Genomic DNA, 24,000 nt, shown 5'->3' with positions numbered 1-24,000 from the left:
TCTTAAAAAGAACCTTCGTTTATTCTTATTGATAAAGTAAGATATATCATAGTAGCTCCCGATGTTCTTTTGTGTGTTCTTTAGAACTTCAAGCTCCCATCTTCCTTCTTCCAGCCTTTCTTATTTATTATCCGGGACGAAATTTTTCCTCGCCAGTTCTTTTCTTACACGGCTCAGACTCTCAGGAGTAATTCCAAGGTAGGAAGCAATCATCCACTGTGGAACTCTCAGAAGCAAATCCGGATACATTTTAATGAATTTCATGTATCTTTCTTCTGCTGTCTCTCCCAACAAAGAATTGATCCTGTTCTGAAGACTTCTGATATGCTTCTGAAGAAGAAAATCACTTCTTTCAATACTGTTCGGGAACTGTTCAACCAATTTATTAAAGAAATCAGGGTGCAGAAACAAAACTTCTGAATCTTCCACTGCTTCTATATAATAAATGGACTTTTCATTGAAATAAAGACTGCTTCGGTCAGAAATCAGCCAGCTTTCAGGCGCAAACTGTATTATATGTTCTTTCCCGTTTTTATCAATAGAATACATCTTTATCAGACCTTTTTCTACAAAGAAAATATGTCGGCAGATTTCACCATACTGAAGAAGAAACTGATTTTTAGGAATCTTCTTTACTTCATAGTGGAGGCTGCAGGTGTTCACGTTTTGAAGCGGAACATTTAAAACTTTGGCTAAATAATTATTTATATTCTTCATGATACAATCTGGCTTAAAGAAATATCCTGGTGCGAAGCATTGTTTACAGGCTTTCCATTCTCAATTACAATCAACTGTGGACTTTCGTGTCTGATCTCAAAATCTGCCGCTATTTTATTGGAAACAGGTCTGTGAGCCAATAGATCCAAGTAGTATACATGTACTTCCTGATCTGAATTTTCAACTTCTTTTTCAAAGTTTTTCAGTACCGTCCTGCTGATGAAACAGCTTGTTGAGTGTTTAAATATAGCTATTTTATTCTGAAAAGAATCTTCTATAGCTTTTGTAAGATCTTCCTCAGACTCAATCTTTTTCCAGAACGTTTTTTGGTCAGGGGTTTCGCTTTTTCCACCGAATATTTTATCAAAAAAACTCATACATTAAATTGTTTTAGATGGTGATCAAGATGTTTGTACTCTAAAAATGTCCAGTCTTTTTCAGTCATTTTACCGAATAATCTGTGATGATCCGGCAGGCTGTTGCTTTTACAGGCTTCCCGGAATTCTTCCAGCGTTTTCAGTAGATTGGTTTTCGACCTATCAAAATCACACTCAAAATTAACGATTAGTTTTTGAAAAGTAGGCATGTTTCCGGGAATTCCATTATTGAAAATATGCATTTCTATTTTAGTAAAAATCCCTATTGCCCTAAACAGGACGTTGACACGGGGAAGTTCCAGTTTCCCCAAAGCTACCTGAAGAACTAGGTCACAGTGCTTTAGCATTTGAGACACGTTCATTTTACCCCACTTTCCGGTAGAGTTTTCAGATAATAGGGAAATTCTGTCTTTAATTTCCTGATAGTATATTGGGTTATTGAGATTTTTCCTTACCAAGCTTTTTCTATCTTCAGATTTTCAATATGAGCAAAATGATGATTACAATGCCAAACGTATAAAGCAAGGCTTTCTCTTAAATTATAATTTTTATTGTGCTCAGGATGATGGAAAGTTCTTTCAAACTGTTTATTGGTAAGGCTTTTAAGAAGTGTTACCCATCTTTGATGTGTTCCTTTCAGCATTCTCATGGCCGGTTTTACAGGCATATGAAAGCTGTCCTGAAGTTCTGCCCATTTAGCTTCATCATAAGGTTTTATGGTAGGATTATCTTCCGTAAGTGCCAGTTTAAAACGGATAAAACTGTTCATATGACTGTCAGAAAGATGGTTCACTAGCTGTCTTACCGTCCAGCCTCCTTCTCGGTAAGGAGTATCCAACTGGTCGTCTGTAAAATGTTCAATGAGATTTTTCAGTCTTCCGGGGAAGTCTTTGATCACTTTGATATAAGTATCCAATGTCGTATCACAGATGCTTTCAGGAGCTTCAAACTGGCCAATTGGAAACTTTTTCTTCTCTAAATTACTCATTGTTCAAGGGTTTTTAATTTTTTAATTATTGCCGATTTGTCTTATCCTTATTTATTAAGACAATTTATAATGATCAGCTTGCGCGAATTTATCAAAAATTCAAGAATTTAAAGTGAATAAAGCATTAATTGTACCGATAATGATTTTTGTGGTACCGATTTTTTCAATAAAAAAGGTTTCAATTATAGAAACTGAAACCTTTTATTATTTATAATCAATGATTAATATCCGTGTAAATCAATACCTTCTGTTCTTTGCAAGGTCACTTTTTTACCCATTTTCTTTTGAATAACCCTGAAATGCTGCAATTCATCATCCGTAAGAATACTGATAGCTGTACCTTTTTCGTTGGCACGCCCTGTTCTACCAATTCGGTGGATATAATCTAAAGGTGAACGCGGCAATTCGTAATTGATGACACATGGCAGAGATTCAATATGAATTCCACGACCAATTAAATCTGTAGCCACCAAAATCTGAGCGCCATCTACTTTAAATTCTTCCAGATTATTTCTACGTGCACCTTGTGACTTCTGACTGTGGATCGCTACTGCTTTTATTTTGTTCTTTTTAAGCTTCTCAACCAGATTATCCGCAGATCTTGTAGAGGAAACAAAAACTAACGCTTTCTCCACTTTCTTTTCTTTAATTAAATATCTTAAAAAAGGACCTTTATTTTCCGGAGAAACATGGTAAGCAAGCTGTTCAATATTATCAATTTCAACTTCTTCTTTTTTAATCTCAATAATCGTAGGATTGATGGAAAGACGTTCTTTCATTTCAGCAACTTTATCATTCAAAGTTGCTGAAAACAAAGTGGTTTGCTTCGCTACAGGCATCATGGCAAAAAGTTTATTCATTTCTTCACCAAATCCTAACTGAAACATTTTATCAGCTTCATCAATCACCAGATGTTTAATTCCTGAAATACTCAGTGCATTATGATCAATTAAGTCTAATAAACGTCCCGGAGTTGCAATCAGAACTTCTACTCCAAACATTCCTTTCATCTGTGGGTTGATAGAAACTCCTCCATAGACTGCCATTGTACGAACCTCTCTTTTCAGATTTTCTGTAAACGCTCTAAAAACTTCATCAATCTGAATAGCCAGCTCACGGGTAGGAACCAATATTAAAACCTGAACATTACGGTCTTTTTTAACCTCTGCATTCTGCAATTTTTCTAAAATCGGCATCACAAAACAAGCCGTTTTCCCGGAACCTGTCTGGGCTATTCCCATCAGATCTTTTCCTTGTAAAATAACGGGAACCGCTTGCTCCTGTATAGGAAACGGTTTTAAATATCCCAATTTTTTAACAGAACGAATAATATTGTGTGATAATCCTAAAGACTCAAATGACATAAAAATACTTATTTCCTGCAAAGATACGCTATTGATATTTGGTTTATGCCTCAAAACCTAATACACTGCAGACAAAATTTAATTATTTTAATTTTAAACACCTACATTCCGGGAGTATTATAAAAATTACATTGCCGATTTGTCCGATAATTGGGTTTTGGACAAATTTTTGCCAATTAGTTTTGTAAATTTATCAAAAATTCGAGAATTTAAAATATGAAAAAAGCATTAATAATAGTGGATGTACAGAATGATTTTTGTGAAGGCGGAGCACTTGCAGTCCCTGGATCCAACGAAATTATTCCCTATATCAATCTTCTGATGGAGGAAAATGAATATGATCAGGTAGTTCTTACACAAGACTGGCATCCTGTAGGTCATAAAAGTTTCGCAAGCAGCAATGGCAGAAAGGTAGGAGAAAGTATTATTTTAAATGGTGTTCCACAGTTTATGTGGCCAGACCACTGTATTCAGGGAACTTTCGGAGCAGAATTCCATAAAGATCTGAATAGAGATAAAGTAACCCATATCATCCAAAAAGGTAAAAATATGGAAATAGACAGCTACAGCGGTTTCCAGGATAATAATCACTTTATGAAAACAGGGTTGGATGATTTCCTGAAATATCATGACATTCAATTGGTAGAAATTGTAGGATTGGCATTAGACTATTGTGTTAAGTTCACAGCACAGGATGCAGTAGCCAATGGATATGTAACCTGTCTTCATTTCAACGGAACACGTGCTGTAAACGTAAAGCCGGACAATGCCAGAGATGCAATCTACGACATGATTGGAAAAGGAGTGACAGTCTTAGGGTAATTATGAATTATAAATGATGAGTTATGAATTCCTACATTTAAACCTTAATATAATAAAAAAGCGCAGAAAATATTTTCTGCGCTTTTTTATTCTTTATCCTAAAGATACTTTTTTGAAAGAATGAAATAAGTTAGAAACCTGAATCTTTCATTCATAATTCATAACTCATCATTTATCATTATTTTAAAGCATTTTAAGGTTGTTTACTTCCAGTTCGCTAAGGATTCTCCAGTGTCCTCTTTTGATGTTCTTCTTCGTTAATCCTGCAAACATTACTCTGTCTAAAGATTCTACTTCGTATCCTAATCTTTGGAAAATTCTTCTGATAACACGGTTCCATCCGATATGAATCTCAATTCCGATCTCATTTTTAGGTTTCCCTTCAATGTAAGAAATCTGATCTACCACTGCTACTCCTTCATCAAGACGGATACCTTCAGTTATAAGACGTAGATCTTCAGCAGTCAGTTTTTTATCCAGCGTTACATGATAAATCTTTTTAGCATCAAAAGATGGATGCGTTAATTTTTTAGTCATGTGTCCGTCATTCGTTAATAAAATAACTCCTGTTGTAGAACGGTCCAGCCTTCCAACCGGGAAAAGTCTGTAAGGTGAAGCATTCGCCACAAGATCCATTACAGTTTTTCTTGCTTTATCATCTTTTGTCGTAGAAATATAACCTTTTGGTTTATTCAAAAGTACATATACAGGCTTTTCAGGAGTAATACCTTGCCCGTCAAAAACTACTTTATCAGTTTTCTGTACCTGGTAACCCATTTCAGTCACTACCTGTCCATTCACTTCCACTAATCCCTGAGTAATCAGTTCATCAGCTTCTCTTCTGCTGCAGATTCCTGAATTCGCGATATACTTATTAAGACGGATACTGTCTTTATGAACGTCTTTTTCAATTTTACTCAGTCTTCTTTTCTGTACAAAAGATCTCGTTTTGTCATCATTTCTTTCATCACCGTTAGAAGGTCTTCTTCCATATTTCAGACTGCCTCTTTCATACTTATCTCTGGTATCGAAACTTTTTCCACCTCTTTTAGGTTTTCCGAAAGATTTTTTCTCATAGCTCTCACTTTTGTTCGTGATATAAGCTTTTTTTTCAGATTTTGAACCTGATTCTTCGTTGGAATTTTCGAAGCTGTCTGTATTTCTTTTGAAAGGTTTCTTTTCAAATCTTGAGTTGGATCCCTGATGTTCTGATCCTTTTCTTGCCCCGTCTTTAGAAAACGGTTTCTTAAAAGGCTTTGATCCTGAAGAATTTCCAGATCTGGAAGCACGAGAATCATCAGAACTTTTCTTGGTTGAAATTCTTGGTCTCTTTGGTCTGTCTGAATTATTATTATCTCTGCTCATTCTAAAAATTTCTGCAAAGATAGTAATTTAGTTACGAGTTAAAAATTAAGAATCATAACTTTGCACTATAGTTTACATTTTAACTTTACATAAAATAGAAGATGATAACAATATTAAACGATAATTTTTCTCAGCTTAATGAGTTTCTTCACGAAAAAACTTTCAGTAAAATTTTCATTCTGGTAGATGAAAACACTCATGAATACTGTCTTCCTATTCTTTTAGGAAATATGGAAACAGATCTTGGCTTTGAAATTTTGGAGATTGAAGCCGGAGAAGAAATGAAAAATATCCAGACTGCCAATCAGCTTTGGGAAATTCTTACAGAAATGCAGGCAGACAGAAAAGCACTGGTTATCAACCTTGGTGGCGGTGTGATTACTGATATGGGCGGATTTGTGGCATCTACTTATAAAAGAGGAATACAGTTTATCAACATTCCTACTACCCTTTTATCCATGTGTGATGCTTCAATAGGAGGAAAAACAGGCATTGATCTGATGCACTATAAAAATATGGTGGGTACTTTTGCCTTCCCACAACAGATTTTCATTTTCCCTAAATTTTTAGAAACATTACCTTTTAAAGAATTAAGAAGCGGATTCGCAGAAATGCTGAAACACGGATTAATTGCTGATAAAAATCATTGGGATCAGCTGATTCAGATCCGTAAACTGGAAGTAGAAACTGTAATCCCTCATATTCAGACTTCTATGAATATTAAGCAAAATGTTGTAAACAAGGATTTTCACGAGCAGAATATCAGAAAAACCCTGAATTTCGGACATACAATAGGCCACGCTGTAGAAAGTTTATGTTTGCAGCAAGGAAATCCTATCCTTCACGGTGAAGCAGTGGCTATGGGAATGATTGCAGAAGCTCATCTTGCTTATCTTGAGAATCTTATTACTGAAGATGATGCGAAAGCGATCATTGAAAATGTTCAGAGGTATTATCCTTACCTTGATATCAGCGATTTTAAAGATGAAGATATCACAGCATTATTACTGAATGATAAAAAGAATACAGACAGTAAAATCAATTTCTCTCTGCTTTCCGGAATTGGTGCTTGTACTTACGATCATCAGTGCAGCCAGGAAAATATTCTTGAATCACTCTCTTTTTATAGAAAACTGAATGATGCTTAATCCCTTTTTGGAAAAATATATTCATTTTAAATAAGGTTTTTGACAAAATTGTCAATTTAGACCATATCTAAACAAATGTTTATTTAAAATTATAATAAATTAATAATCAGTTTGTTATTTTAAAAATCACTTAAACACTAAGTGATTTTTTTATTGATTTTACTCATAAAAAATATTTTTGGCAAGCAATTTGAAAGATACTCTGCGTTCAACTGAAAATGCTGAACAGTAGTAAAATTTAAAATTAAGAAAGAGTAAAATTAAAAAAATTAAAGTTATGAAAAAGTTAATTTTAGGATTAGCGTTAACTGCAGGAACATTCGCATTCGCTCAACAGACAGGAAATACATCTTCTAATCCGGTAACATTCGGGGTAAAAGGAGGGATGAACGTATCTTCACTTTCAAAAGACAGCGGTCTTGATGACCAGAAATCTAAAATAGGATTCAACGCAGGTGTATTTGCTAATATTCCATTAGCAGCTTCATTCAGTGTTCAGCCGGAGGTACAGTACTCTCAATATGGTAATAAATCAAACTATACGATAGGAAACACAAAGTTTTCCGCTTCTACTAAGTTAGATTATATTACAGTACCTGTAATGTTCCAGTACAACCTGATCCCTAATCTTTATGTGGAAGCAGGACCAGAATTCGGTTTCATGGTAAGTGCTAAAAACAAGTTTAAAAATGAATCAACCGGGCAGTCTAATACAACAGATAACTACAAAGACAATCTGAATACATTCAACTTTGGTATCGGTCTTGGTGCTGGATATTATTTCACTCCAAACTTAGGACTTACCGCAAGATATGTTGCAGGTTTAACAGATGTAGCGAAAAACAGACCTAGTGGATCTGATGCTACAAGAAACAACCTATTCCAGGTAGGTTTAGCTTATAAATTTAAATAAGCTTATACATTCACTAACAAATTTTATATTCAATAGAAAAGATCAGATTAAAAAATTAATCTGGTCTTTTTTTTATGTTAAAAAAATATTATCCCGGAAAAAGCTGATGAATAAAGATTCAGAAGCAATATTCAACTTTGGCACACCGTTTGATGACTAATGAAATGTTAAATAAAACTTAAAAACTATTAAAATATAAACTTATGAAAAAGTTAATTTTAGGCCTGGCTTTAGTAGCGGGTACTTTCACTTTCGCTCAGAAGACTTCAACTTCTACTGCTGCATCTTCTCCAGTTAGATTTGGATTAAAAGCAGGTCTTAATATCTCTAGCATTTCGAACAGTGATGCAAATTCAAAAGCTGGATTTTATGGTGGTGTTTTTGCAAACATTCCAGTAGCACAAGACTTTTCTGTACAACCGGAAGTATTATACAGCGGTATGGGTGCTAAGGCTAAGGCAAACAGCAATGTAAAACTAAATACAGATTATATTGCAGTACCAGTAATGTTACAATACAACCTGATTCCTAACCTATATGTAGAGGCTGGTCCTCAATTCGGGTTCCTTATCAGTGCTAAAGGAAAAGCTAACGGTGCATCTGTAGATGTTAAAGATGACTTCAAAACTTTTGATTTCGGACTAGGTCTTGGAGCTGGATACTATTTCACTCAAAATATCGGAGTGAATGTAAGATATACTGCTGGTTTATCTGATATTGCTAAAGATAATGGTGGTGATGCTTCAAGAAACGGAGTATTCCAGGTTGGTTTAGCTTATAAATTCTAAGAACTTAGGAAGCTTTTAAAAGCAACCTTTCTAATCAATACAAAGCCAGATTAATATTTAATCTGGCTTTTTTTGGAGTAAATGAAATATTTTTCTCTTAACATAGAATTAAATGCATCTAAAAAAATATAACTTAATATATAAAACACAATGAAAATCAATTTATGGAAATTAATAATCGGATAAAAAACATACCCAATACAAAAACTCTTACAGCTTCTACTCTTCTTAAGCATTTTTCAATTCTCACCTATTTAGTAGATGTCCAGAAGTTAAGAAATATCATTCCTCAAAAATTTGATATTTATACGATTAAAGTTGATGGCAAATCATTTGGCCTTATCAGTGCAGTGACATTTATAGACCATGATTTTCATTTTAAAAAAATATTTCCATTTTGCAAATTTCAATTTCCTCAAACCAATTATAGAGCATATATTATAGACAAAGATACTAAGGAAAAATGCGCTTGGTTTTTTGGAACCGGACTAGGCTCACCTTTAGTATTTATACCAAGAAGAATATGGAAAATGCCATGGTTTTATTCAAAATATAAAACCAAATTCGAGTATTATAATAATTACATCTCATACAAAATAGAAATTTCAGCGTTCAATAATTCCGCAAATATTGATATTATGGAAGATGAAAAATCTAATTTTATTACTAAAGACTTTGATAATTTTGAGGAAGCGATATTAGTATTAACTCACCCAGTTACAGGATATTTTCAAAGAGCGGATAACCATATTGGCAAATATAAAATATGGCATACAAAAATGGATATAAAAACAGGGAAATGCAAAAATGCATATTTTGAAAAATTCGAAAAGCTAGGACTTCTAAACAGAACACAGATGAAACAACCCTACTCTGTTTTATTAACTAAAGAAATAGAGTTTATTATTGATTTACCACCAAGAAAAATTGAATAACTATTATATATTTAGTGTTTTGAGTTTGGCAAGAAATTTGCGTATTGAGTAATGATTGTACTCTATTGCGGAAATTTCCAACTTATAGTTTCTGTTTTTACAATAAATAGTATTGATTCAATTGATAAATCAAATGAATGTACTGCTAAAAATCTAACTATTACCATTATAAACTTTTTTAACAGAAACAGCATTGAGTTGACTAACGTCTTACAGTGCAAAGCAAATACTAAAAGTGTTTTGCTCCATAATTAGATACATTTTGATTTCAATAGAAAAAGTCAGGTTTATTAGTTTAAGCCTGACTTTTTCGCTTTACAGCATGATTTTTATCACTTCTCCTCTTTGTGGCAGATATTTTGCCGCGAAAAAGAAAATTTAAAACTTTAATCATGAAAAAGATATTTTTGGGGTTTGCATTAGCCGGATCACTTTTAATGAACGCTCAGGAAAAAGAGCAGCCAGCATCTTCAAAATCTCCTGTCAGATTTGGTGTAAAAGCAGGATTCAATGCTTCTACACTTAGTAATAGCAACAGAGAATATGGAGATAATAATGAAAAAATAAAGCTTGGTTCTCATGTTGGAATATCTGTTAATATTCCCGTTGCAGAAAAGTTCAGTATACAGCCTGAGCTTCTTTTTAGCCAAATGGGTTCAAAAACAGAAGAAAAATATGTTTATCCATCAGGTTTGGACGGCCATATGATAAGACAGGAATTCAGCTATACAACAAATTTGAATTACCTTACTCTTCCAGTGATGGTTCAGTACAATATTCTTCCTCAGCTTTATGTAGAAGCGGGACCAGAATTCGGGTATCTTTTAGGTGGAAAATCAAAAGGAGACCAAAGAACTGAAAATACATACGGCAGCTCAACAACGGTTACTAGTGAAAGCTTCTCGAATAAAATCCCAATGGAGCTTTATAATAGATTCAATTTTGGGATAGGTATTGGTGCAGGATATTATTTCACTCAGAGTTTTGGAGTAACAGCAAGATTTACAGCAGGTATTACAGAGCTTTTTAAGAATAACTATTATAACAATAAAGTAAGAAATAATGCTCTTCAGATAGGAGTAGCTTATCAATTTAAATAGAGATATTTATTATTTTCAAAATGAATGCCGGACTCTTTTTTAAAGTCCGGCATTTTTATTTCCATCCTAAAAACAACCCGAACAGCTTATTATTTTACTAAAAAATACTGTTGTTTTTTATTTTTTTTATCATTTCAATGATCTGCAATGATACTTTTTTAATATTCAACTTTTTTCACAAAATATGGAGTATGACATCCTATTTATTCATTAAAAAGGGAAAAACATTGATGAAAATCATTTTAAAAACCTTCTAAAAAGCCCTTTAAATAGGTGTTTTTCGACTTTGGCAAGCAATTTGCAAAATAATTGGAGTCAGATTGAGTAATCACCCGACACACAAATAGTAAAATTAAAAAATTAAATTATGAAGAAGTTAATTTTAGGATTAGCATTAACTGCTGGTACACTAGCTTTCGCTCAAGAAACAAAGACAGAAACGAAAACAGTAAATGCATCACCTCTAAAAAAAGATGTTCAACCCGTTAGATTCGGGATCAAGGCAGGAGGAAACTCAGCTTATTTCAGTGAGCAGAAGTTTGGTATCAATAGCCAGCAACTAGGTTTCCACGCAGGTGCATTCGTTAATATTCCAATTTCAAAACAATTCAGTATCCAACCAGAGGTATTATACAACCAAATGGGTGCAAAGGATGTATTTTCTTCTACAGAAACTGATAATGGAGTTACGAATGTAAAGACTAAAGAAGAAGGCAGAATAAAGATGAACTACATTTCAGTTCCATTAATGGTTCAAATGAGACCTACTGATAAGTTTTATATTGAAGCAGGACCTGAATTCAGTTATTTCATCAATGGTAAAACTAAAGGAGAAACTACTGTAGCAAGTACTACAGGAGGTGTTACTACCACTACTACAAGCTCAAATACTGAAGACATCAACAAAGATGATATCAATAGATTCAACTTTGGATTGGGTCTTGGTTTAGGATATGACATCACTCCTAATATCGGTATCAGTGCAAGATATGTAAACAGTTTGACAAAAATTGAAAAGAGCAGACCTGCCGCTGAAAACAACAACAGAGTGTTTCAGTTAGGACTGAACTATAAATTCTAATTAGAAGAACCAATTTTTTAACCGAAGTGCATTAACCTGCACACATAAAATAGCCGGAAGAATTTCTTTCGGCTATTTATTTTATGCATTTGAGTCATCTCAATTGTTATTCAAATATTCTCGGGTCATCACTGATCACTCCGTCTATTCCCATTTCTTTTAATTCTTTTAATCTTTCTTTGGTATTCACAGTCCATGGGATGACTTTCATGCCTAATGCGTGACATTCCTGTACCAATTGGGATGTAACAAGATGATGATCGGGGCTGTAAATAGTTGGAGTAAAGCTTAGAAATTTCATATCTCCTGCCACTCCACTCAAATGATTGGGATACATCTTGAATTTTTCTGCAGGAATGTTTTTAAAATAAGCCTGCTGCTGAGCCAGTTTTTTATCATCTACTTTTTCTACCAGTAAAGCAGTCTTGATTTTAGGATATTCTTTGTGAAGTATCTCCAGTGTTCTGGGATCAAAAGACTGGATGATCACTCTGTCCTGAATCTTTTTTTCGATAATGATCTTCATCATCAGATCCACAAATTCTTTCGGCTCCGGATGAAATATATTGTCAGAGAAAGGACGGGTTTTTGTTTCTATATTATAAAAAGGCAACGGCCTCTTCAGTTTGCGGGCATACGCTTCACTTGCGTCTATAACGTCTGAAAAGAGAGGTTTCTGAACCTTCATTTTCTTTTGATCCGGATAGTTATATAATTTTTTCAAACCAACATCAAATGTTTTAATCTTTGCATAAGACATTTCATAGATTTTGTAATAAAACCCAGAATCTTTTGGGATATAAGTTCCGTCCGGCTTTGTAACCAGCTCAGGTGAAAGAAAAACATCGTGGGAAAGAATAACTTTTTTGTCTTTCGTGATGGCAAGATCCATTTCCAGGGTGTTAACGTTCATTTTCAGAGCATTCTTCATTGCCGGGATTGTATTTTCAGGATAAAGAGATTTTCCTCCGCGGTGTGCCTCATTATCAAAAGTCTGTGAAGAATAAAGCTGGGTAAATACAAGAAAAATACCCATGAAAAATGTATGTTTCATATCCTGAAGTTTTAATTCAACAAAATTAAAGCTCCATTATATATTGTATACTACAGTAATATTAAGCTTTTGCTACATTTATACAACGAAATAGCCGGATTATAAACCCGGCTATTTATTTTTATGAATTCAATAAAGAGATTAGTTGAATAAATCTACCTCTTCACCTTTTCCTACAGGATATTCTTCTGTAAAGCATCCGAAACAGTGATTAGCTGATCCTAAAATGTCTTTCAGGTTGTCTATGCTTAAAAATTCCAAGGAATCTACTCCTAGATAGTTTTTAAGTTCTTCTGTTGTCATATTCGCTGAGATCAGATCATCTTTAGACGGAGTATCAATTCCCAGATAACATGGAGCGATAATAGGTGGAGAAACACTTCTGAAGTGGATCTCTTTTACGCCTGCATCTTTTAGAATTTTAACCAGTCTTTTGGATGTGGTTCCACGAACGATAGAATCGTCGATGATCACGACTCTCTTATCTTTCATCTCGGAGATGATCGGGTTCAGCTTAAGGTTCACTACCCTTTCTCTCATTTCCTGTGTAGGAACGATGAAACTTCTTCCGATATATCTGTTTTTGATCAAAACAGGACGGAAAGGTATTCCTGAAGCTTTTGAGAAACCAATAGCAGCCGGAACTCCGGAATCCGGAACTCCAATCACCAGGTCAGCTTCTACGGGAGCCTGTTCCCAGATTTTCTCGCCAGATTTCTCTCTGATCTCATATACATTGATATTTTCTAATGTAGAGTCAGGTCTTGCAAAATAAATGTATTCAAAAGAACAGATTCTCTGCTTTCCTTTCGCTTCATCCATCATATAAGAATGAAGTTTTCCAGGTTCATTTTCATTGGTATAAATGATCTCACCCGGAAGAATATCACGTACGTATTGAGCTCCTACAGCATCCAGTGCCACAGATTCTGAAGCAACTACATAAGATCTTTCATCGATAGCTCCTAACACCAATGGACGGATTCCGTTGAAGTCTCTGAATGCAAAGAATTTATTTCTGGTCATCCCAACTACGGAATAAGCACCTTCAATCTTTTCCATGGTTGCTTTGATAGCACCACGAAGACCTAAATCAAGGTTTTTCTGGATCAGTCTCAGGATCACTTCAGAATCGGAAGTTGCTCTGAAAACTACGCCTTCAGCCTCTAATTCTTCTTTTAATACTTTTGCATTGGTAAGGTTACCGTTGTGTGCTATAGAAAGTATAATCTGATCGTATTCGTTTTTCGCGAAAAATGGCTGGAAATTATATTTCTTTTTATCTCCTGCAGTGGTATAACGGGTATGCCCAATTGCAGAATTTCCCATAAAAGTTTCAGGTTCCTGAATTTCTTTATAAACATCTAAAACCAGTCCTTCGTCTTTCATGTTTGTGATTCTTCCGTCTTTTAAAACGGAAATACCACAAGCTTCCTGACCTCTGTGCTGTAATGCAAAAAGTCCGAACTGTGAAAGCGAGAAGGTATCCAGATCATTATCCGAATACAATCCGAAGATCCCACACTCTTCATTAGGAGCATCCAGTCTTTCCTCTTCCTGAGTTCTGAAAAGATTTCTTCCGTAAATCTGGGTTTCAAACTGTTTTAAATATTCACTTTTATGAATGTCTAAACTTTTCATTTCTATTTTTTCTAATGATTAGAAGTTAGATATTAGATGTTAGAAATTAGTCTAAGTTAACTTCAATTATAATTTTAAACTTGCTTTTAATGAATAAATTTCAGCTACAAGTTCCTTCAAAGGAATTATTTCTAAAATTATTTTGCAAGTAAATTCTTAAGACGATTATAGATTTCAACATAAGCTTCAGTAACTTCTCCTAAGTCTCTTCTGAATCTGTCTTTATCTAATTTCTTCATGGTATCTTTATCCCAAAGTCTGCAAGTATCAGGAGAGATTTCGTCTGCTAAGATGATTTCACCGTCTGAAGTTTTACCTAATTCGATTTTAAAATCTACCAGGATAATATTGATTTTGTCAAACAGGTCGATAAGGATTTCGTTGATATCAGAAGTTAGCTCATACATTTCGTCAAGCTCTTCATAAGTAGCTGCTCCTAGGAAAACTGCGTGGTGATCATTGATAAGCGGATCTCCCAACTCGTCTTTTTTGTAGCAAATATCGAAGATGGTTACCGGAGATTTGATTCCTTCTTCCACTCCTAATCTTTGTGCCATACTTCCTGCAGAGTAGTTTCTTACTACCATTTCCAAAGGAATGATAGATACTTTTCTTACCAGCTGCTCTCTTTCGTCTAATTGTTTGATGAAATGAGTTTTGATTCCTTTTTCATTTAAGTATTCAAAAATAAGGGTTGTGATCGCATTGTTCATTTCTCCCTTCAGATCCACCTGACCTTTCTTTTGAGCGTTAAATGCTGTAGCATCGTCTTTGAAACGCACTACTACTTCATCAGGATTATCGGTAGCAAATACCTGTTTTGCTTTCCCCTCGTACAACATTTCTTTCTTTTGACTCATAATTTTACTTTCTAAATTGTAGTTAGATTTATTGATTTATTTTATAATTATTCCTGTTAAGACAGCCAGCCCAAAACTCAGCAGTGTACCAATTAATACATATTCTGTAAGTTTTCTCTGTTTTGCCTGTGCAAGGTCGCTGAACCTGAAAACAGATTTTGCAGCTACCATGAAACCTACGCCTTCCCAATGATTCACCATGATAAAAGTAAAAACCAGCAGACGTTCTAAAATTCCGATATATTTTCCGGCACTTGATAAAGATTCGGTTTGAATAGTATTGGGGCCATCCGGAGCAGGCGTCCATGATGACAATAAGATTTTGATAAAAATAGATGCAGGTGTTGTCAGAAACAATGCCGCCATGATGATCTTTAAAAATTCCTGATTCTGTAAAAATCCGAAGCTGAATTCCTGGAAATAAAAAGAAACTCCGGCAATCACCAGAACATGCAGCAGCTGATCAATGAAAAACCATCTTTTTTTAGTCTTTACCTTCTGAAAGATAAGCTTCGCGGCATCAATCATGAAGTGAGTGACACCCACCAGTAGAGCTACCCACCAAAGTTGTAAATCCCAAAGGAAAATAAAACTTAAAGCGGTGTGAATCAGAATATGAAAGTATAAAAACTTACTTTTTAGTTTACAGTTTTCCTTATCTGCAACCCATGAATTTGGCTGAAGTATAAAATCTCCAAGTAGATGTGCCAATATGAGTTTGATGAAGATCATGCCTATAATTCTGAGATTTTTTTTCTGAAATACTGATTGGTCTCCACGATGAGCTCGTAGTTGGCTCGTTTCAGTCTCTGGCTTACAGAAGACTGTGAAATAGCAAATCTCTTAGCAAGATCTTCCTGTGTAATATCCTGATTCATGATCATTTCATGAATAATCTCTGCCGTAGCCATCGTCCAGTTATCAAAATCTTTGGACGACCATTTCAACAGAATGTTAAGATCTCTGTCCACAGGGTCACTCGATGTTTTGATAGCCACAGTATGGCCGTCATTCTTAATATCATTAAGCAGTCTTCCGGAATTGACATAGGCTGTACCATTAGATTCCGTGATTTTCTCAGAAGAGAAACTTTCTTCACCGATGCCTATGGCCATTCTTACATCTAAATTTTCCTGACTTTTAATAAGAGATTTTATGGCTAGAAAACGCCAGAAAACGTCATCAATATTGCATTTGAACTGAAACTCATCTCCTCTGTAGATTTCCCATGTGCCAGGAGCGCTTCCCCATTTTTCGAGAAGATGTTTAAGTCTGGTAATCCAAACTTCAGTATCCGCATGCTGTGAATTTATAATATCACCGGTAATGACCGCTATCATACTGCAAATATAAGCATAATTACTTATATATAAAAGATATAAGCAGAAACACTTATAGATATTGATTATTAGCCAATCAGCTTATATCAATTATGTAGTAAACATAAGGTTTTTAAGGCTTTAACAAAAACTATAAAATTATAAAAAAGTGAAAAATTGACAAATATTCTGTCATTACATTTACTTTAACTCCACATTTCGCTCTTTATTTTTAGTGGAGAAGCTTATTCCTGCTATCCGCTCATACTCCTCGCTCCTACCTATTCCGGCTCCTTAACCCTCCAACTCTCCCACTTATACTCCGGGGTAACCGCTGCTATCAGGGCTAGAATAGTCATAGCGAGCAAAGCGAAGCAATCTCATTACATATGACACCTAAAAAATAACCTTGACAGGTTTGCCAAGGTTAATATTTGTTTCTCTTTAATAGTATTACTTTTTAATAAACTGATGTGCTTTCTCATCAAGCTTTAAGAAATATATACCCGTTGGAATTCCCTGTACTGAAATATTTTTCTTATACCTGAAAGGATCCTTCTCTGTATAGATCACTTTCCCGGAAAGATCTATAATCTGGGCTGTTTTTACTTTTCCTGTTTCTCCGTTTACATAAAGATTATCATACACTGGATTTGGATAGATGGTAAATTCATTATTAGTAGTAATCAATTCTTTAGTAGACAGTGTACCACCCAGATTCTGACAGTAGTTGGAAGGATAAGAATCCCACTCTCCTATACTGAATGTACTCGTTGGCTGATTGATAATACTCTTTCTGTATAAAGATACATTTCCGTTATTATTGGTTGTAAATTTTGTTCCGATTGCATCTACAGTCACGGTCTTATTATAAGCAAGTTCTACATAGTTTCCACCCGCATACATCATAGGATCAGAAGCCGTTGCAAATTTTGCCTGCCCGGCGGTATAACATGACAAGGTTCCTTTTGGATTTAAAATAACAAATGTTTCGTTATTCCCTACTTTGCCTTCCAGTTCGTAGGTATCTCCACTATAATAAGCTCCTGAACTGTTATTTCTGAACTGAATATTAATTCTGTAATTATTTAGATTGACTTCATGCCCAGTTTTATTAACAATTTCAAGCGCATTATTCTTAACGAATTCTGTATTGGTTCCCGAAATATATTTGGTAATCATAAGATCCGGAGCATAAGAATCCGAAGCAATAGTGGAAACTGTAACCGTATTACTGAACGGAGATTCAAGATATCCTTTATCAAAAGCTTTTACAGTAAAAGTATAAGTGGTTGAAGGAGCCAGATGATCAATGCTTATAGAAGTTCCTTTTGTAACAGCAACAGGCGTTGTAGAACCGTTCATATAAATCCTGTATCCTAAAACATCAGCATCAGGAGAAGCAGCCCAGCTCAGATTAACGAAATAAGCATTCTGCTGTGTAGAAACCAGTGATCCTGGAGCTGCAGGAGCTACACTATCAGGAGTTTCAGACCAGATCATATCAATCCATTCAGGGTGATCAATAAATGGGTTTCTGTTTTTTTGTATGGTATAGATCGCATTGTTCCTCTCAATTTCTCTTTGCGAAACAGGGTCTGCGTTGCTCCATTGCTTCAGCATAGCGATATAAGGAAGATCAATAGCTCTTTCTTCCGTTCCGTCAAGCGGACACTGATCCGTAGCAGGAGTTATGGTTGATGATGTACTATAAGCTGTATTAAATGAACCCAGTTTCCCTTCATATCTTACCGCAAAATATAATAAAGTCCTTGCAATATCACCTTTAAACTCATTAATAGGCTCATAAACCCTTCCGGTATAAGGATAATTGGGAATAGCTGCATTAGACATCCTTGAAGTGTTGCTGAAAATATAATGGTTCGTGCTGTTTCCTATTCCGTAAGGATAATTATTTCTTAACTGATTAATTCTAGCATCAGCAGGAATAATAAAATTAAGATCTGAATACATTGGATAATCACTGATTGATGAGCTTGTACTGAAAGTACTTTGAGGCATCATATGCTCCCTGTTGTATCCCAGTCCTTCCGCACCTGCTGTACCTGTCATCTGATCTACGGTATACTCATAAGCATCCGGCCCCGAAGGAATTTCAGAATAGATATCCAAAAGATACTGAGTATTGGAGGCATCATGGTCATAATATTTGTCAAGATCAGTCTGGCCATAATATCCCTTAAGGTCGTCATAATGCCAGTTGATCATTTTCTCCGAAATAATATCGTGAAGTTTTGATTTCAGGGCATAACCCGTCAACCCTGCTGTTCCATTATAATATCCGGCAGGTGCCTGCGCAGAAAAATAAGAGGAAATTAAAATAAGAGGAAATAGAATTTTTTTCATGCCTTAAAAATTGGGGGACTAAAATAGTGAAATAAAAAATGTAAAAGACTGAAAGTTTTATTAAGAAAGTATTAATTATCGAAATATAAAAAATTGAAAATTAAAAGCATTGCCTCTTAAATTTTACGAATGAAATAATTTGTTTTAGCATTCCGTCAATTTGGTTATCTTTGGGAACTAACTATTATTATATGAATACAGAGACTATTGACAACATCAAAATGATCGCGGAGACGGCTAGAGAATTTGCAGAAAAGAACATTAGACCAAATATTATGGAATGGGATGAAAGCCAGACTTTTCCAAAAGACTTATTCCACCAGTTAGGTGAGATGGGTTTTATGGGGATTGTTGTTCCTGAACAATATGGAGGTTCCGGCTTAGGTTATCATGAGTATGTTACAATTCTGGATGAAATTTCTCAAGTTGACCCATCTATTGGTCTTTCAGTAGCAGCACACAACTCTCTTTGTACTAATCATATCTATGAATTCGGAAATGAAGAACAGAGACACAAATGGCTTCCTCAGCTGGCTTCCGGAAAAGTAATCGGGGCTTGGGGGCTTACAGAACACAATACAGGTTCAGATTCAGGAGGTATGTCTACTACCGCTGTAAAAGATGGTGACGAATGGATCATCAACGGAGCTAAAAACTTTATTACTCACGCGATCTCAGGAGATATTGCTGTAGTAATGACAAGAACAGGAGAAATAGGTGCTAAGAATAACTCTACAGCTTTTGTTTTAGAAAAAGGAATGCCTGGATTCTCTTCAGGAAAAAAAGAAAATAAATTAGGAATGCGTGCTTCCGAAACTGCAGAACTTATCTTTGATAATGTACGTGTACCGGATTCCCACCGTTTAGGTGAGGTAGGTGAAGGTTTCAAGCAGGCTATGAAAGTATTGGATGGTGGTAGAATTTCTATTGCTGCCCTAAGCTTAGGTACTGCAAGAGGAGCCTACAAAGCTGCTTTGAAATATGCAAAAGAAAGACATCAGTTCGGAAAACCTATTTCAGATTTCCAGGCGATCAACTTTATGTTAGCAGATATGGCAACAGAAATTGATGCTGCTGAACTTCTTATCCAAAGAGCTTCTACATTGAAAAACGCAAAACAGAAAATGACAAAAGAAGGAGCTATGGCAAAATTATACGCTTCTGAAGCTTGTGTAAGAATTTCCAACAATGCAGTTCAGATCTTCGGAGGATACGGTTATACAAAAGATTTCCCAGCTGAAAAGTTCTATAGAGACTCTAAGCTTTGTACAATCGGTGAAGGTACTTCTGAAATCCAGAGATTGGTTATCGGAAGAGATATTACAAAATAACCTTAATTTAAAACACATACAAATGATTAAACAAGCCTTATTAGGTGAATTTCTGCATGAAGCAGAGAACACAAGAAAAATTTTAAAAGCAATTCCCGACAGTGCCTTAAACTGGAAACCATCTGAAAAAAACTGGACAACAGGTCAATTAGCTTCTCATATAGCAGAAGTATATAATTGGTATGAATCCACTTTCAATCAGGATGTTTTTGATATGGGCACTTACAAGTATGACAAAGGAGATATTTCCAAAGCAGAAAATATCGTTGCCAAGTTTGAAGAAAATGTAGCGAAAGCTCAGAAAGTTCTTGAAAACTCTGATGAAAACGCTTATTTTAATGAATGGAAAATGGAAATGAACGGTAATGTACTCTTCCCTCCTATGCCAAAAGTTCAGGTGGTAAGAGCTTTTCTTTACAATCACCTGTACCATCACAGAGGGGAACTGGTTGTCTATTTAAGATCAACCGGAAATAAAGTTCCCGGACTTTACGGTCCTACCGCTGATGATAATATGTAATTAAATAAATATTATATCAAACCATAAGAATGACATATACTTCGGTATGTGTCATTTTTCTTTTAATAAAAGGTTTTTTCAATTATATTCAATGCATCACATAATATATTAAATAGATAATCTAAAATAATCTTAAAAAATTTTGTTTTCCATAACATATTTTTTATTAGCTTTGATATTCCACAATCAAATTTAATATTTAATATGAAAAAACAATTAACGCTGATTGGAATGCTCCTGATTTCGGGTATTTCTTTCGCACAGACTGACCGTCTTTGGTCTGAAGGTTCCAGAAAAACTTCATCAGAGATTTTTGAAAACAAAACCGGCATCAGCAATCCAAAGGTATACAACCTGGATATCAACGGATTGAAGAATGTTCTGGCAAAAGCTCCCAAAAGACTGGCTGCAGGCGAAAAGTCAGAACTCATCATCTCTTTTCCGAATTCTGAAGGCAGAATGGAAAATTTTAAAGTGAGGGAGAATTCCAATTTTGCCCCTGAGTTGGCAGCAAAATACCCGGATATCAAATCCTATGTAGGACAAGGTCTGGATGACCCTAATTCCACAGTCTATTTCAGTGTTTCTCCACTAGGACTGTCATCCATGGAAATTTACGGTGATAAATCTGCAGTTTTCATCGAACCCTACAGTAAAGATCTTTCTTCTTATGTAGTGTACAGAAAATCCGACAAAAAAGATGATCTTAACAAGTTTGAATGTACAGTAGTAGACGCTGCACAGAAAGGAGTTTCCAACTCTGCTCTTGCTGCAAGACCTAACGCTGATGATGCCAAACTAAGAACATTCAGACTGGCACTATCTTGTACCGGAGAATACACCACTTATTTCGGAGGTACAAAAGCTCAGGCTTTAGCTGCAATGAATACCACAATGACTCGTGTAAACGGTGTTTTTGAAAAAGATTTCGCAGCAAGAATGGTTCTGATCGCCAACAATGATGCTGTCATCTACACCAATGCTTCTACAGACCCTTATTCTGCAGCCTCAGGAATGAGCAGCTGGAATTCCCAATTACAAAGTACTTTAACTTCTGTAATTGGTGAAGCTAATTACGACATCGGACACTTATTCGGAGCTTCAGGAGGTGGCGGAAATGCAGGATGTATCGGCTGTATCTGTACCAACGGATCAAAAGGAAGCGGATACACTTCTCCCGCAGACGCTATTCCATCAGGAGATAATTTTGATATCGACTACGTAGCCCACGAAATGGGACACCAATTTGGAGGAAATCACACATTCTCAATGAACAATGAAGGAACCGGTGCCAATATGGAACCTGGATCCGGATCAACCATCATGGGATATGCTGGAATTACGAGTCAGGATATCCAACCTCATTCTGATGCATTCTTCCACGCAATAAGCATTCAGCAGATCACAAATAATATCAAAGCTAAAACCTGCTCTGTCAATACCAACACAGGAAACTCAATTCCTACAGCAAGCGCAGGTTTAGATTATACCATTCCAAAAGGGACTCCATTTGTTCTTACAGGTACCGGAACAGACGCTGACGGAGATTCTTTAACCTACATCTGGGAGCAAATGGACAACGCTTCTTCTTCTCAGACAGGAGCAAGCTCAGCAGCCAGCGCAACTAAAGCTTCAGGACCTAACTTCAGATCATGGACTCCTACCACTGCTCCTGTAAGATATTTCCCAAGAATGGCTTCTGTTTTAACAGGTGCAACCACTACAGCAGGTTCTGAAATTACCGTAGAAGCTCTTTCTTCAGTGGCAAGAACATTGAACTTTAGATTTACCGTTCGTGACAACAAAGCCGGAGGTTCAGGAAACAATTCTGATGATGCTGTAATCACCGTTAACGGGACCGCAGGACCATTCAACATAACTTCACAGAATTCAGCAACTACTTACGCAGGAGGAAGCTCTCAAACTGTTACATGGAACGTAGCGGGAACTACAGCAAATGGTGTAAACGCTGCTAATGTGGATATTCTTTGGTCTACAGACAACGGAAATACATGGACTACTCTATTGGCAGGAACTCCAAATGACGGTTCACAAGCTGTTACCATTCCTAATTCTACTACCACTACAGGAAGAATTATGGTAAAAGGATCAAATCACATTTTCTTTGATGTCAACAATGCCAATATCTCTGTAAATGCAGGTTCAGGAACTCCTGATACAATAGCTCCAACAGCTCCTACACTTGCCGCTTCAGGAACTACTGCTACTACAACCAATCTTTCATGGTCTGGTGCTACAGACAATGTAGGCGTTACCGGATACGATGTATATCAGGGAGCTTCATTAATTGGTTCTACTGCTTCTACTACTTATACTGTGACTGGGCTTTCTCCAGCAACTACGTATTCTTTCTCTGTTAAAGCAAAAGATGCAGCAGGAAATGCTTCTGTTTCCAGCAACACAGTAAGTGTTACTACGCTTTCAGGAGGAACTGTTTCATACTGTTCTTCTTCAGCGTCCAATACTGCTGATGAAAGAATCGGAAACGTAACATTCGGATCTATTAATAATACTTCTACAGGAACTGCGGGTTATGAAAACTTCACGTCAGTTTCCACTAATGTTACAAGAGGAAGCGCTTACACAATTTCTATTACTCCGGTTTGGACTTCTACAAAATACAGCGAAGCATATGCTGTTTATATTGATTACAACGGAGACGGAGACTTTACAGACAGCGGAGAGCTAGCATGGACAAAAGCAGGTTCTACAACCAGCCCGGTTACCGGATCTATCACAATCCCATCTACAGCAACTGTTGGGTCTACAAGAATGAGAGTAATGATGAAATATAGTTCAATCCCTACTTCTTCATGTGAAGCATTTACTTACGGACAGGTTGAAGATTACACCCTTAACATTGTTTCTTCAGGAAAAGGAGATCTTCAGAATACGAAAGACCTGATCACAGATGTGAAGCTTTATCCAAACCCAGTGAGAGATCAACTTTTTATTTCAAATACGACATCAGAAGATTATAAAATCTTCGATATGGGTGGAAAACTAATTGACTCAGGAAAACTTCAAAGAGGTTCTGTGAACGTAAGCAATCTTGTAAAAGGTGCTTATATGATTCAAATCGGAGAATCAGCTAAGAGGTTCATTAAAAATTAGTAACTAATAGACTTTTTTAAATTAAACGATGTGAAAACCTGTTCTATGTAGAACAGGTTTTCTTTTTTATTGAATTTTATAAAATATTTTTAATACTTCTTTCTATTTAAGGGAATACTGACAAAAAACATCCAGATAAAATATATTTTCAGGCATTTTTTTTACTATTTTTGAT

General features: G+C 35.6%; 22 protein-coding genes. 10 read left to right on the top strand and 12 right to left on the bottom strand.

What is annotated here, in order from left to right:
* Positions 1-120 precede the first annotated feature (120 nt).
* The 5 genes from CQ046_RS09600 to CQ046_RS09580 all read right to left on the bottom strand — a co-directional run bounded on the left by CQ046_RS09600 (position 121) and on the right by CQ046_RS09580 (position 3,446).
* The gene (locus CQ046_RS09600) at positions 121-717 is read right to left on the bottom strand and encodes a Crp/Fnr family transcriptional regulator (RefSeq protein ID WP_089691886.1); all 597 of its coding nucleotides are present in this window, start codon (positions 715-717) and stop codon (positions 121-123) included.
* Positions 714-1,094, bottom strand: coding sequence for a bacillithiol system redox-active protein YtxJ (gene ytxJ / locus CQ046_RS09595; protein WP_105702049.1), 381 nt, complete (start codon positions 1,092-1,094; stop codon positions 714-716). The genes CQ046_RS09600 and ytxJ overlap by 4 nt, the downstream gene beginning before the upstream one ends.
* A complete protein-coding gene (locus CQ046_RS09590; protein ID WP_228406919.1) occupies positions 1,091-1,552 on the bottom strand; it encodes a DUF1569 domain-containing protein in 462 nt (153 codons plus the stop codon). Before CQ046_RS09590 ends, ytxJ begins: the two co-directional genes overlap by 4 nt.
* Positions 1,546-2,082, bottom strand: a complete 537-nt coding sequence (locus CQ046_RS09585) for a YfiT family bacillithiol transferase (RefSeq protein ID WP_105702048.1) — start codon at positions 2,080-2,082, stop codon at positions 1,546-1,548. The genes CQ046_RS09590 and CQ046_RS09585 overlap by 7 nt, the downstream gene beginning before the upstream one ends.
* Before the next feature lie 221 nt (positions 2,083-2,303).
* Complete coding sequence (locus CQ046_RS09580) at positions 2,304-3,446, bottom strand: DEAD/DEAH box helicase (RefSeq protein ID WP_105702047.1); 1,143 nt, start codon at positions 3,444-3,446, stop codon at positions 2,304-2,306.
* 216 nt (positions 3,447-3,662) lie between these two features.
* On the opposite strand from CQ046_RS09580, the gene pncA reads away from it, so the two are divergent.
* A complete protein-coding gene (gene pncA, locus CQ046_RS09575; protein WP_105702046.1) occupies positions 3,663-4,268 on the top strand; it encodes a bifunctional nicotinamidase/pyrazinamidase in 606 nt (201 codons plus the stop codon).
* A 183-nt stretch (positions 4,269-4,451) separates the two neighbouring features.
* Here the strand turns inward: pncA and CQ046_RS09570 are convergent, their stop codons facing one another.
* Entirely contained in the window at positions 4,452-5,633 is a 1,182-nt protein-coding gene (locus CQ046_RS09570) for a pseudouridine synthase (RefSeq protein ID WP_105702045.1), read from the bottom strand.
* A gap of 101 nt (positions 5,634-5,734) precedes the next feature.
* Here CQ046_RS09570 and aroB point away from each other — a divergent pair, with 101 nt between their 5' ends.
* The 6 genes from aroB to CQ046_RS09540 all read left to right on the top strand — a co-directional run bounded on the left by aroB (position 5,735) and on the right by CQ046_RS09540 (position 11,598).
* Positions 5,735-6,781: a 3-dehydroquinate synthase gene (aroB, locus tag CQ046_RS09565; RefSeq protein WP_105702044.1), complete on the top strand. Its 1,047-nt coding sequence runs from the start codon at positions 5,735-5,737 to the stop codon at positions 6,779-6,781.
* 277 nt (positions 6,782-7,058) lie between these two features.
* Positions 7,059-7,694, top strand: coding sequence for a porin family protein (locus CQ046_RS09560; RefSeq protein ID WP_105702043.1), 636 nt, complete (start codon positions 7,059-7,061; stop codon positions 7,692-7,694).
* A gap of 203 nt (positions 7,695-7,897) precedes the next feature.
* Positions 7,898-8,482 carry a porin family protein gene (locus tag CQ046_RS09555; protein ID WP_105702042.1) on the top strand — a complete coding sequence of 195 codons (585 nt, stop codon included), beginning with the start codon at positions 7,898-7,900 and terminating at the stop codon, positions 8,480-8,482.
* A gap of 164 nt (positions 8,483-8,646) precedes the next feature.
* A complete protein-coding gene (locus tag CQ046_RS09550) occupies positions 8,647-9,417 on the top strand; it encodes a DUF2071 domain-containing protein (protein WP_105702041.1) in 771 nt (256 codons plus the stop codon).
* 392 nt (positions 9,418-9,809) lie between these two features.
* Positions 9,810-10,517, top strand: coding sequence for a porin family protein (locus CQ046_RS09545; RefSeq protein ID WP_105702040.1), 708 nt, complete (start codon positions 9,810-9,812; stop codon positions 10,515-10,517).
* A 367-nt stretch (positions 10,518-10,884) separates the two neighbouring features.
* On the top strand, positions 10,885-11,598 hold the full coding sequence (locus CQ046_RS09540; protein ID WP_105702039.1) for a porin family protein: 714 nt from the start codon (positions 10,885-10,887) through the stop codon (positions 11,596-11,598).
* A gap of 106 nt (positions 11,599-11,704) precedes the next feature.
* Here the strand turns inward: CQ046_RS09540 and CQ046_RS09535 are convergent, their stop codons facing one another.
* From CQ046_RS09535 to CQ046_RS09510, 6 genes are all read right to left on the bottom strand, one after another.
* Positions 11,705-12,652, bottom strand: a complete 948-nt coding sequence (locus CQ046_RS09535) for a glycerophosphodiester phosphodiesterase family protein (RefSeq protein WP_105702038.1) — start codon at positions 12,650-12,652, stop codon at positions 11,705-11,707.
* A 141-nt stretch (positions 12,653-12,793) separates the two neighbouring features.
* Positions 12,794-14,293, bottom strand: coding sequence for an amidophosphoribosyltransferase (gene purF / locus CQ046_RS09530; protein ID WP_105702037.1), 1,500 nt, complete (start codon positions 14,291-14,293; stop codon positions 12,794-12,796).
* A 137-nt stretch (positions 14,294-14,430) separates the two neighbouring features.
* A complete protein-coding gene (gene purC, locus CQ046_RS09525) occupies positions 14,431-15,153 on the bottom strand; it encodes a phosphoribosylaminoimidazolesuccinocarboxamide synthase (RefSeq protein ID WP_065397805.1) in 723 nt (240 codons plus the stop codon).
* Between the two features lie 36 nt (positions 15,154-15,189).
* Positions 15,190-15,885 carry a DUF3307 domain-containing protein gene (locus CQ046_RS09520; RefSeq protein WP_105702036.1) on the bottom strand — a complete coding sequence of 232 codons (696 nt, stop codon included), beginning with the start codon at positions 15,883-15,885 and terminating at the stop codon, positions 15,190-15,192.
* A gap of 2 nt (positions 15,886-15,887) precedes the next feature.
* Entirely contained in the window at positions 15,888-16,493 is a 606-nt protein-coding gene (locus CQ046_RS09515) for a SatD family protein (RefSeq protein WP_105702035.1), read from the bottom strand.
* Positions 16,494-16,925: 432 nt separating this feature from the next.
* Complete coding sequence (locus CQ046_RS09510; RefSeq protein WP_105702034.1) at positions 16,926-18,839, bottom strand: endonuclease; 1,914 nt, start codon at positions 18,837-18,839, stop codon at positions 16,926-16,928.
* Positions 18,840-19,030: 191 nt separating this feature from the next.
* Here CQ046_RS09510 and CQ046_RS09505 point away from each other — a divergent pair, with 191 nt between their 5' ends.
* The 3 genes from CQ046_RS09505 to CQ046_RS09495 all read left to right on the top strand — a co-directional run bounded on the left by CQ046_RS09505 (position 19,031) and on the right by CQ046_RS09495 (position 23,825).
* Positions 19,031-20,170: an acyl-CoA dehydrogenase family protein gene (locus CQ046_RS09505; RefSeq protein WP_105702033.1), complete on the top strand. Its 1,140-nt coding sequence runs from the start codon at positions 19,031-19,033 to the stop codon at positions 20,168-20,170.
* Positions 20,171-20,192: 22 nt separating this feature from the next.
* A complete protein-coding gene (locus tag CQ046_RS09500) occupies positions 20,193-20,690 on the top strand; it encodes a DinB family protein (RefSeq protein ID WP_105702032.1) in 498 nt (165 codons plus the stop codon).
* Positions 20,691-20,894: 204 nt separating this feature from the next.
* The gene (locus CQ046_RS09495; protein ID WP_105702031.1) at positions 20,895-23,825 is read left to right on the top strand and encodes a reprolysin-like metallopeptidase; all 2,931 of its coding nucleotides are present in this window, start codon (positions 20,895-20,897) and stop codon (positions 23,823-23,825) included.
* Positions 23,826-24,000: the final 175 nt, after the last annotated feature.

Source organism: Chryseobacterium sp. MYb7, assembly GCF_002979455.1.
Lineage (GTDB): Bacteria > Bacteroidota > Bacteroidia > Flavobacteriales > Weeksellaceae > Chryseobacterium.
This window is presented reverse-complemented; position numbering and strand designations above follow the sequence as displayed.